The organism is Chryseobacterium rhizoplanae (genome assembly GCF_900182655.1).
GTDB classification, from domain to species: domain Bacteria; phylum Bacteroidota; class Bacteroidia; order Flavobacteriales; family Weeksellaceae; genus Chryseobacterium; species Chryseobacterium rhizoplanae.
Genome location: NZ_FXTC01000012.1, coordinates 101022 through 112489, shown reverse-complemented (window position 1 = coordinate 112489; position 11468 = coordinate 101022). Strand labels below are relative to the sequence as shown.

At 36.4% G+C, this 11468-nt stretch carries 10 protein-coding genes and 3 tRNA genes; 3 read left to right on the top strand and 10 right to left on the bottom strand.

Annotated features, from left to right (window positions below; translation table 11 throughout):
* Positions 1–55: 55 nt before the first annotated feature.
* Genes glmS through FN817_RS20525 form a run of 3 tightly spaced genes read right to left on the bottom strand, consistent with a single transcriptional unit; the run spans position 56 to position 4368 of the window.
* Positions 56–1909, bottom strand: a complete 1854-nt coding sequence (glmS, locus tag FN817_RS20535) for a glutamine--fructose-6-phosphate transaminase (isomerizing) (protein WP_142719559.1) — start codon at positions 1907–1909, stop codon at positions 56–58.
* A 37-nt stretch (positions 1910–1946) separates the two neighbouring features.
* Positions 1947–3584 carry a DUF4270 family protein gene (locus tag FN817_RS20530; RefSeq protein ID WP_142719558.1) on the bottom strand — a complete coding sequence of 546 codons (1638 nt, stop codon included), beginning with the start codon at positions 3582–3584 and terminating at the stop codon, positions 1947–1949.
* 13 nt (positions 3585–3597) lie between these two features.
* Positions 3598–4368, bottom strand: coding sequence for a glycogen/starch synthase (locus FN817_RS20525; RefSeq protein WP_142719557.1), 771 nt, complete (start codon positions 4366–4368; stop codon positions 3598–3600).
* A 171-nt stretch (positions 4369–4539) separates the two neighbouring features.
* On the opposite strand from FN817_RS20525, the gene panC reads away from it, so the two are divergent.
* Positions 4540–5388, top strand: coding sequence for a pantoate--beta-alanine ligase (panC, locus tag FN817_RS20520; protein ID WP_142719556.1), 849 nt, complete (start codon positions 4540–4542; stop codon positions 5386–5388).
* A 166-nt stretch (positions 5389–5554) separates the two neighbouring features.
* Here panC and FN817_RS20515 read toward each other — a convergent pair.
* The 3 genes from FN817_RS20515 to FN817_RS20505 form a co-directional block, all read right to left on the bottom strand.
* Positions 5555–5627, bottom strand: a tRNA-Lys gene (locus tag FN817_RS20515).
* Between the two features lie 55 nt (positions 5628–5682).
* Positions 5683–5765 (bottom strand) — tRNA-Leu (locus FN817_RS20510).
* Between the two features lie 36 nt (positions 5766–5801).
* Positions 5802–5874: transfer RNA gene (locus FN817_RS20505), tRNA-Lys, on the bottom strand.
* A gap of 115 nt (positions 5875–5989) precedes the next feature.
* Here FN817_RS20505 and FN817_RS20500 point away from each other — a divergent pair.
* Positions 5990–6505, top strand: coding sequence for a shikimate kinase (locus FN817_RS20500; RefSeq protein WP_047377852.1), 516 nt, complete (start codon positions 5990–5992; stop codon positions 6503–6505).
* A 17-nt stretch (positions 6506–6522) separates the two neighbouring features.
* Here the strand turns inward: FN817_RS20500 and FN817_RS20495 are convergent, their stop codons facing one another.
* Positions 6523–6960: an RNA-binding S4 domain-containing protein gene (locus tag FN817_RS20495; protein WP_142719555.1), complete on the bottom strand. Its 438-nt coding sequence runs from the start codon at positions 6958–6960 to the stop codon at positions 6523–6525.
* 55 nt (positions 6961–7015) lie between these two features.
* Between FN817_RS20495 and FN817_RS20490 the strand changes: the two genes are divergently transcribed.
* On the top strand, positions 7016–7795 hold the full coding sequence (locus FN817_RS20490) for a hypothetical protein (RefSeq protein ID WP_142719554.1): 780 nt from the start codon (positions 7016–7018) through the stop codon (positions 7793–7795).
* A 64-nt stretch (positions 7796–7859) separates the two neighbouring features.
* Here the strand turns inward: FN817_RS20490 and FN817_RS20485 are convergent, their stop codons facing one another.
* From FN817_RS20485 to FN817_RS20475, 3 genes are all read right to left on the bottom strand, one after another.
* Entirely contained in the window at positions 7860–9374 is a 1515-nt protein-coding gene (locus FN817_RS20485) for an FMN-binding glutamate synthase family protein (protein WP_142719553.1), read from the bottom strand.
* A gap of 54 nt (positions 9375–9428) precedes the next feature.
* Positions 9429–10775, bottom strand: coding sequence for a tRNA (N(6)-L-threonylcarbamoyladenosine(37)-C(2))-methylthiotransferase MtaB (gene mtaB / locus FN817_RS20480; protein ID WP_142719552.1), 1347 nt, complete (start codon positions 10773–10775; stop codon positions 9429–9431).
* A 66-nt stretch (positions 10776–10841) separates the two neighbouring features.
* Positions 10842–11432, bottom strand: a complete 591-nt coding sequence (locus FN817_RS20475) for a DUF1572 family protein (RefSeq protein WP_142719551.1) — start codon at positions 11430–11432, stop codon at positions 10842–10844.
* Positions 11433–11468 lie beyond the last annotated feature (36 nt).

Genomic DNA, 11468 nt, shown 5'->3' with positions numbered 1-11468 from the left:
GATTTTTTTTGAAATAACGGAAGAAATCTAAATTTATTTTATTTACAACAACTTTTTATTCCACGGTAACAGATTTTGCAAGGTTTCTCGGTTGATCTACGTTTGCCCCTCTATATACTGCAATATAATAAGCAAGCAGTTGCAGAGGTACGGAAGCAACGATAGGTGAGAAACATTCTGAAGTTTCAGGGATTTCAATAACATAATCTGCCATTTCACTCACCTGACGGTCTCCTTTATTAACTACAGCGATAATTTTTCCTTTTCTCGCTTTAATTTCCTGAACATTACTTACAATTTTATCATAGTGACCTTTTTTAGGCGCTATAATTACAATTGGCATATTTTCATCGATCAGGGCAATTGGACCGTGCTTCATTTCTGCAGCCGGGTATCCTTCTGCATGGATGTAAGATATTTCTTTTAATTTTAACGCTCCCTCAAGGGCAGCCGGATAATTGTATCCTCTTCCTAAATAAAGGAAGTTTGTAGCTTTCACAAAGTCTTTTGCAATATTTTGAGTCAGCTCGTGGGTCGTACTCAGCACATCTTCAATTTTCTTAGGAATAGCATCAAGCTCAGCAATTAAGCTCATAAATTCAGCGTTTCCTAAGTTTCCGTTGTGTTTTCCTAATTTAAATGCAATTAAAGTAAGGATAGTAAGCTGTGCTGTAAATGCTTTTGTAGAAGCCACCCCGATTTCAGGACCAGCATGCGTGTATGAACCTGCATCTGTAATTCTTGCAATTGAAGAATCTACAACATTACATATACCATATATAAATGCACCTTTTTCTTTTGCCAGTTTCAAAGCAGCCATCGTATCAGCTGTTTCTCCGGACTGAGAAATGGCAATCACCACATCTTTATCTGTAATGATTGGATTTCTGTATCTGAATTCTGATGCATATTCTACTTCAACAGGAATTCTTGCATATTCTTCAATCAGATATTCTCCGATAAGACCCGCATGCCAGGAAGTTCCACAGGCAATAATGATGATTCTGTTGGCATTTTTAAACCTTTCAACATGATCCCAGATTCCTGCCATTTTGATCACTCCTTCGTCTACAAGAAGTCTCCCTCTCATTGTATCGTGTACAGACTTAGGCTGTTCAAAGATTTCTTTAAGCATGAAATGCTCGTATCCACCTTTTTCGATCTGCTCCAGGCTCATTTTAAGCTCCTGAATTTCCGGCTCAATTTTAGAGTTCTCATTGATGGTTCTGATATCTACTCCATTTTCAAGAGAGATTGTTGCCATATGCCCTTCTTCAAGATAGATGGCTTCTTTTGTAAATTCTACGAAAGGAGAAGCATCAGATGCAATAAAATATTCCTTTTCCCCGATACCTATTGCCAGAGGAGAACCTAATCTTCCTACTACCAGTACGCCCGGATAATCTTCATGAAGTACAGTGATAGCATACGCTCCATATACTTCATTTAATGCATATCTTACTGCTGTAGGGAAATCCGTTTCAGGATTAAGATCCATAAAGTATTGAACAAGGTTTACCAACACCTCAGTATCTGTTTCTGATTTGAAAGTAAAGCCTTTCTCAGTAAGCATTGTTTTAATGGTATCATAGTTTTCGATAATACCATTATGTACAATAGCTATTTTTCCGTTGTTTGACAAGTGCGGATGGGAATTTCTATCACTTGGAACTCCGTGGGTTGCCCAACGCGTGTGCCCCATTCCAATTTTATATTTCCCTTTTAATTCTTTCGAAATATTCACCAAATCCTCAACCTTGCCTTTTGTTTTTTCTACTTCAAGCTTATTGTTTGAACCTTCTAAAACAATTCCGGCACTGTCATACCCTCTATATTCTAATCTTCTAAGACCATTAATTACAATTTCGTAAGCGTCTTGAAAACCTGTATATCCTACTATTCCGCACATATTAAATTTTGTCTAGTGTATTTTGTATTTATTGTATTTATTTTTTCGTACCATAAGTCACCATCAGCTGGATTCTCTTTGGATTGGTATTCGTTTTATCTATACCTGTAAGAATAATTCTGTTCATATCAAATGCTCTGGTTGTATTACGAACTCCTAAAAGGGTTCCTGTAGCATTTGCAGCAAATGTTCCGGCACTGATTATTAGTGGTTTATTCTTAATGAAGTTCCCATCACTGTCTTTTACATCTTCAACAAGATCCTTGATTGTTTTTGTTACTACAATGTCATAATAATCTTTATCCTTGTTGTAATTATACAACCCAAGTCCTGTTGACAAGTCTGAAGTATAAGCTAATTTTGAGAAATCAATAGTACCATTACTATTTAATGTATTGGTTAGAATTGAAAATCTACGATCTTCCGTTGAGTTCGTATTCTTCCAGCTTAAAGGATCCACATATACTCTTATCTTTGCACTTAAAATACCTGCTTTCTTTTCAACATAAATCTTCTTAAGGTCTGCAATGGTCTCATCCTTAATTTTCATTACTACAGAAGGACCACCCATTCCCTGAACATAAAGCTTTTCATCACCTTCAGAAGTATTAATTGCAGCCAATGCTTTTTCAACAGATGAGTTAATTCTGCTGTATTCATATAATCCGATATGAGCATTAGAACCTCCTAAATTGAAGACAAGATTTGTCTGTGGTCTTGTTGTTGTTCCATTATCTGTTTTATCATATTTGTAATACATGATAAGCTGCAGATCATTAGGAGAGAACTGATAAAGATATTTATCCGTTTCATCCACAGAAATTTTTATTCCTTTAAAATATCTGATAAAGTTAGAAGCATCCTGAAGTTCAGGCTTTCCTTTTTTATCAAGAATATGAGTCTGGAAAAAGTTTGTATTGCTCAATTTCATTCTGAAACCAAGATTCCCTGTAAACACAACTGAATTATCAGATTTCTTAGTAATAGATATAGAATTAATGTTACCGTCAAACACTCCTGATCCTAACAATTCACCCGTGCTTATTGTCTTATTGGAACGTTTAAAAGTATCATCATTTGAATCTAAGAACGTAGTAACTTCATGTACATTGATTTTCATTGATTTTGAAGCACCCCCTATTTTACCGTATTTACGAACAGGATAAGTTTTCTTCTCAATTGAAACAGCTGTAGCCACTCCATCTACCGGAAAATCACTTTTCTCAAATGTATTTGTTTTTAATGAATCGCTTTCAAAGAAATAAGTACTTGCAGTAGTATTGGCTGGTGGTCTTACTACAAGAACAACGGAGTCTACTTTTGGATTCGCTCCGTTAAAATCATAATTATCTACCGGCATTCTCAGCTGAGTAACATAAGATGCTCTCTGCATTCCAAACTGACTTTCAGTAAAAGCTCCAAGAACACCAACATATGAGGCTGCACCGGATTCATTCACTCCGCTGATTAATCTGGCAGCATCACTTCTGATTGAATCGTTATTGTTGTAATTGTATGCGATAACTGGATATGCAATTTCATTACCTTGTGCTGCATCATCATTGAACAACTGTTCACCAAGAGAATCTGGATCCGGTTCACAGTTATAAAGGATTGCACTTCCGAAAATCGCCAATAAAAGCATGGCGAAGGTCCTTTTAAGATTATGAGTCATTAAAAATGTGTTTTTAATAAAGTTGATTTATAGAATCTATGTCAAGATATTCCGACTTCTCGGCAGTAGTTTCGTTGAAAGCCTTATCCAGGTCTTCATCCAGAAACTCGTCACCTTTCACAACAGCGTTTACATAGTTCATACTTTCGATAACAAAGCTTTTAATTGTTGGGTTATCTAACGCTTTTAATCCTGAAATATTATCAAACTGCAGTTTTTCGTCGATCTTTTTATCCAAATCAGCATCCTTCTCATTGTAAAGAGAAAGTACAATTTTTGCATCTTTGAAATAAGTATCTGATTCGTAGTAAGTTTTAAGATAAATTGGAACAAAAGAAGCCATCCATCCGTTTAAATGAATTACATCTGGTACCCAGTTTAGCTTTTTAATGGTTTCAATAACTCCTCTGGCAAAGAAAATGGCTCTTTCGTCATTGTCGTCGAAAGGATTTCCTTCATCATCAAAATAGTATTGCTTTCTTTTGAAGTATTCTTCGTTGTCAATAAAGTAAACCTGAAGTCTTTCCCCCGGAAGAGACGCTACTTTAATGATCAGAGGCTGGTCCAGGTCATTGATAATAATATTCATTCCTGAAAGACGGATTACCTCATGAAGCTGGAATTTTCTCTCACTTATTTGTCCAAATCTTGGCATAAAAACTCTTACATCATTGCCTTCTTGGTGCATCTTAAGTGCCATTTTGTTTACCACTGCAGCCATATTTGTATCTTCCTGATATGGATACATCTCTGTAGTAATGTACAGTATTTTTTGATTCGGCATAAACTTTCTATCTAATTTTTGTAAAAATGCTTTAATGTGCAAAATTACAAAAAAACATCCAACATTATTTTAATTAACATTTTTTTACGAAAATTCCCTTTTCCAAATTATTAAAAGTGCATATTATTATGCGATATTTTTAGTATTTTTGAAATAGCATTAAAATAAACTATGGAAGTTATAAAAAACAGGAAAGTCCTTCAGGATTTTATTGAAAGACAGAAAGAAATGGGGAAAAGAATTGGCTTCGCACCTACGATGGGCGCTTTACATAAGGGCCATCTTTCTCTGTATGAAGAGGCAAGAAAAGAAAATGACCTTGTTATTTCTTCAATTTTTGTAAATCCAACCCAGTTCAATAATTCTGAAGATCTTGAAAAATACCCAAGAGATGTTAACAGGGATATTCTTATCCTTCAAACTTCAGGCCTTGTAGATGCTGTTTACATCCCTGAGGTAGCAGATATCTACCCTGAAAAAACCGAAAGCCAGCACTATGATTTTGATGGATTGGAAAATGAGATGGAAGGAAAATCCAGACCCGGACATTTTGACGGTGTAGGGACTGTTGTAGAAGAGCTTTTCAGACAAATACAGCCTGACAATGCTTATTTTGGAGAAAAAGACTTTCAGCAGCTTGCTATTATTAAAAAGATGGTGGATAAAAAGCATCTTCCCGTTAAGATATCAGGAGTTCCCATCTACAGAGCAGACAACGGATTGGCATTAAGCTCAAGAAACCAGAGACTACATGAAGACCGAAAAGAAGCTTCCAAAGTCATTTATGAGACTTTAAAAAAAGTAAACGATTGGTTCAGAACCGTTAGCATACCAGAAATAAAGGAAAGAGTCACGGACATTTTTGACAATCAGCAGGGAATGAAGCTGGAGTACTTCCTGATAGCCGATGAAAATACCCTACAGGAAACTGACTTCTTCTATAAAGACAGAAAATTCAGAGCATTCATTGTAGTAGTGGTAGATGGTGTGAGATTAATTGACAATATGCATTTAGATTAAGACAATAAGAACACCTATTTTTATAAGATAAAACTCTGATGATGTCAGAGTTTTTTTTAATTTATTACAGTAGAATATAAAAAATCAAAGGCCTCCTGAAGGAAGCCTTTGAAACACCAAATCACAAAATATTAATATGAAAAAAATTTACTTTTCAGTAAACTTGTGACCCGGCTGGGATTCGAACCCAGGACCCATACATTAAAAGTGTATTGCTCTACCAGCTGAGCTACCGAGTCGGCCACAATTAAAATGAAATAAATTTCAATATTAATTATAAATTTTTCTTTGCAGTGCCTGCGACTGGACTCGAACCAGCACATCCTTAGGAAACCACCCCCTCAAGATGGCGTGTCTACCAATTTCACCACGCAGGCAATAAAATTACAAAATCCAGTAATTTTTATTGCTTGTGACCCGGCTGGGATTCGAACCCAGGACCCATACATTAAAAGTGTATTGCTCTACCAGCTGAGCTACCGAGTCGGTCACTTACTCATCAAGTTTTCATTTAAGTAATGTCCCTTGTTTTAAGTGGTGCAAAGATATGACTTTTTTCTTTATCTCAAAACTTTTTCGCAAATTTGTTTAAAAAAAATTCATGGTAATTTCATTGATCGGATACATGGGAAGTGGCAAATCTCACATTTCCAAAATATTAAGCGAAAAAATCGATTTTAAACTGATTGATCTCGATAAAGAGATTTCCAGAAGAAATAAATTAACCATCCCGGAAATTTTTGAAAAGAAGGGTGAGATTTACTTTAGAAAGCTGGAAAGAGAGGCCCTGGAAGAGATATTGGCTTCGGAAGAAAATGTAGTTTTAAGTCTTGGCGGAGGAACTCCTGTTTATTACAATAATATGGAGATCATCAATCATAATTCCAAAAGTGTTTTTTTAAGAAGTTCGGTAGGAACATTGGTTGAAAGGCTTTCAAAACAGAAAGAAAAAAGACCGCTGATTGCCAATATATCCGATGAAGACCTCCCGGAATTCATCGCTAAACATTTATTTGAAAGAAATCAGTTTTACAGTAAAGCACAATTCACTGTAGGTACAGATTCCAGAGAACCGGAAGATATTGTCAACGAAATAATAGAAAAGCTCTATCTCTAGAGCTTTTCTATTTTATATTAATCTTCGTTTTCTTCCCCATTATCTGTCTCTCCAAAGAAATCATCCCAGTCTGTAAAGTCAGAATCAATATCGTTACCTACATAATCGTCCATTTCTCTTCTGTCTTTCTTCGTAGGTCTTCCCTCTCCTTTGTTTCTGTAATAGTCTTGTGACATCTTACGAAGTTTCAACAGTTCATATTGTTCTTTATCTGTCACGTCCTGAATATGAAGAGGCACCAGCTTGGCTCCTATCCTGCTTTTAGGAATCTGAATTACTTTTATTTTATAATCAATCTGATTCTTACGGATTTTAATAGTATCTCCTTCTTTTACCTCTTTAGATGACTTTACGGCAGACATTCCTATAGAAACTCTATTCTTCTTAATCTCCTCTGCTGCAATATTTCTCGTCTTATAAAAACGAATGCTCCATAAAAATTTATCTATTCTCATATTTTTTTATACTTTTGCCGTTATATTATTTGTAAAGTAATTAAAGTTTTTTGAAATGAAAAAAATATTTTTATATATCCTTGCAGGATCTTTGTGTTTTTCCGCCTGTAAAAAAGATGATACGCCAGACGTTTATGTAGAGCCGGAAGACATTGCAACACAAAACACATATGATGATCAAGCCATTAAGAAATTGATGGATGAGAATTATCTGGATGCACAGGGTAATATAAAAGCTTTCAGTTCTACGGATACTGCGGATGATAACGAAAAGAAACTATCTGAATTGTCGCCTGTAACGCTTCCTTCAGGAACAATCTATATTGTCAGAAGCGGAGCCCAGCCTCCTGCTAACCCCACTCCTGCTTATGAATCTACAATCAAAGACGATGATATTATCAAAATCATGGGAAGAGCTTACTCTTATCTGGCTGTTAATTCTGACGGAAACACTTCATTTACGTCAAAAGCTGCTTTTTTAAATACCATTGACGGAACTGGTATTCCTGTTATTGACCCTATGTTTTATTATACAAAGAGATCAATACTGGAGGCTGGTACAACTGATGCTGCAAAAAAAGCAAAATATTACCAGATTCCTGGTTTCAGAGAAGCTTTACAGAAGTTCAAAGCATTCAATAATCCTTCTAGTGAGGCTCCTTATAACTTGCAGGGAGTGATTATTGTTCCTTCAAGAGCTGCTTTTGCCAGAAACCCTCATTATCCGTACTTGAATACTTCTTACAGAAATAAATCTTTTGTATTCAACTTTCAGATTTATGGAAGAGAGAGCAGACCAGATGGTGAAAAACAAACATCCGAACAACAACAATAAAAGTAATCACATAATAAAAAAACACCGTCTCAATAGCGGTGTTTTTTTATGTAATATATTACGATCATCTTGCCTTCTGCTTCACATTTCCTAAGATATCCGGGAAATAAAGATCTGCAAGGTGGTCAAATTCATCTCCTCTCATAAACATGGTAGCATCTACTTCTTCGTAAGAACTTCTTCCTGCTGCGGCAATCAGCTCATTGCAGGTATGAAGCGTGTTTTTATGGAAATGATATACTCTTTCTGCCTTATCCGTCACATCAAGTCCTTTAATAAGCATTTTATCCTGGGTAGCAACTCCTGTAGGACAGTTGTTTGTATTACATCTCAATGCCTGAATACATCCCAGAGAGAACATAAACCCTCTTGCATTGTTACACATATCAGCTCCCATCGAAATTGCTCTCAGAATATCCAGACTGGTAAGAACTTTTCCGCTGGCAATCACTCTTAGTTTGTGTCTTACATTATAGTTATTAAGCGTTCTGTTCACAAATATCAAGGCCGGTTCCAATGGCATCCCTACTCCATCTGAGAATTCCGGCGGTGCAGCTCCTGTTCCTCCTTCCGCTCCGTCTATGGTAATAAAGTCCGGATAAATTTTCAAAACATTCATTTGAACGCAGATGTCTTCAAATTCTTTGGTATCCCCTATACAAAGCTTAAAACCTACAGGTTTCCCGCCTGAAAGTTCTCTCAGCTGCTGTACAAACCTCAGCAATCCGGCTGCATCAGAGAATGAGGTATGTGATGGTGGTGAAATAACAGTCATTCCAGGCGTTACGTGACGGATCGCTGCAATTTCCGGAGTATTTTTTACACCGGGAAGAACTCCTCCATGTCCTGGTTTTGCTCCCTGTGATAGTTTGATCTCAATCATTTTCACATTAGGAAGTGTAGCATATTTTTCAAAAAGCTGCGGATTAAACTTTCCTTCTTCGTCACGGCATCCAAAGTATCCTGTTCCGATCTGCCAGCATAAATCACCTCCTTCCATATGGTGTGGCGAAATTCCTCCTTCTCCTGTATTGTGATAAAAATTTCCTTTTTTGGCCCCTCTGTTCAGGGAGATCTGAGCTCTGTCACTCAATGCTCCGAAACTCATGGCTGAGATATTAAATAATGAGGCGTGGTAAGGCTGTGTACACTGTTCTCCTCCTACCCATACTCTCGGAAGCTCTTCTGACGGTGATTTTGCATAAATAGAATGCTTGATCCCTTCATATTTTCTGTGATTAACTTCCAGCTGTGTACCGAAAGCTACGGTATCACTTAAATTTTTCGCACGTCTGTATACTGCAGAACGCTGATTTCTTGGAAACGGTTTCCCATCTGTCTCCCTTTCAATAAAATATTGCTGCATTTCAGGTGAAATACTCTCGAAAAAATACCTGAAGTATCCCAATACAGGAAAGTTCCTCAAAATAGCATGTTTCGATTGGTAAGCATTGTATACACCTAATGCATAAATTGCGGATAACAGTGTTGGTATCCAATAATGCGCTCTGATCAGTATTGCTATAATCCATGTAGCAATTACTAATACAATTCCCCAAGATAAAAACTTATCTCTCATGAATGTAGTATTTAAAAGTTTAAAAATAAATTTAGTAGAATTTTAGCAAAGAGCCTACGCTTTTGCTAAAAAGTTTTGATAAGAGGACTGCACAGAAACCGTGCCATCTGACAGGATTTTTTCTAAATTCAGAAATTCGATTTGGTTTACGGATGCAGCATCAAAGTCTTTCTGGACTCTCACATAGTTTTCTGTGAAGCCAAACATTTTCCCGTCTTTATTTTCATGCTCCCAAAGAACAGGAAGCGATTTTCCAAGTTGTGTCTGATAAAATGCCATTTTCTTCTTTTCAGATAGAATTCTAAGCATTTTATTACGTTTTTTTCTTTCAGCTACCGGAACAACACCTTCCATTGCAGCGGCTTCCGTATTTTCTCTTTCAGAATAGGTAAATACGTGAAGGTAAGTGATAGGAAGCTCATTAAGGAAATTATAGGTTTCCATAAATATCTCCTCTGTTTCTCCCGGAAATCCTACAATAACGTCTACACCAATAGCCGCATCAGGCATTACCTCGCGGATCTTGTTGACTCTGTCATTGTACAGTTTTGTCAGGTAACGGCGTTTCATCTTTTTCAGGAGATCATCGCTTCCGGACTGTAACGGGATATGAAAATGCGGAACAAAGCTTTTACTTTTAGAAACCAGTTCAATACTTTCATCTTTCAAAAGGTTCGGTTCAATAGAAGATATACGGATTCTTTCAATTCCTTCTACTTTATCAAGTTCCGAAATAAGATCAAGGAAAGTATGTTCGTGTCTTTTATTTCCGAATTCCCCTTTACCATAATCACCGATATTCACCCCTGTAAGCACAATTTCTTTGATGTCTTTTGCGGCAATTTCTGTAGCGTTTCTGAGAACATTTTCAATAGTATCGGAACGTGAAATTCCTCTTGCTAACGGGATCGTACAGTATGTACATTTATAGTCACAACCATCCTGTACTTTCAGGAAAGCTCTGGTTCTGTCACCAATAGAATAACTTCCGATAAAGAAGTCTGTTTCTTCAATTTCACATGAGTGCACTACTCCTTCATTCTCAGATTTCTCCAAATCATCCAGGTAGCTCAGAATATTGAATTTTTCTTTTGCTCCTAAAACAAGATCAACTCCTTCAATTTGGGAAATCTCTTCAGGTTTCAATTGTGCATAACATCCAACAATAACTACCAGTCCTTCCGGATTGGCTTTCATAGCTCTTTTCACGTGCAGTTTACACTCACGGTCAGCATTTTCTGTCACGGAACATGTATTGATAACATACACGTTTGCTTTTTCATCAAAACTTACCTTATCATAACCTGCATCTGTTAATTGACGGGCAATAGTAGATGTTTCCGCAAAATTTAATTTGCAGCCAAGTGTATGAAACGCGGCAGTTCTATGAAAAGTAGACATTTGTTACTCCTGAATTTTATGGGTGCAAAGATAGTAATTTTAATAAGAATCCAAGATTGATTGAATCTATTGTTTATATTCGTCCCTTATTTCAGGGCTGTTTTGAAAGCAGACGGGTGATGAATTGGTGCCTGGCTCACCATTTAAAAACTTGTTTTTCATTTCTGTATTAAATTCCTGAGAACGGTTTCTGGCAATAGACAGTGTATTCCAATCTTCATTTTTTATCATTTTAGCGATATAAACAATCTGACCGATATGATAAGGATAGTGAGCCAGCTGGCGGAGAACAGCATCAATAACAGGGTGAGCTTCCCCTCTGATATAAGTAGTTGAATAAAGGTTGTCATCATTGATTTTTTCAAGGGCATCAAAAAAACATTCCCAGCCTTTTTCCCAAAAATCCAGCACTTGTTCTTTAGTAGTAAATGTATTGACAAACTCTCCATCACGGTTACGCCATGACTTCTCTCCATCTTCAGTAAGAAAATTGGTCCATCTTGAAAGCATATTTCCTGCAATGTGCTTCACAATAACGGCAATAGAATTACTCTCCTCATTATACTGCCAGAACATCTGTTCATCAGTAAGCTGGCCAAATGTTTTATCTCCCAGAGATTTATAATATTCAAAACGTTTTACAAACAGGTCTTTCATTTTTTTTATTTTGATACCTAATTTAAAAACTTTAAA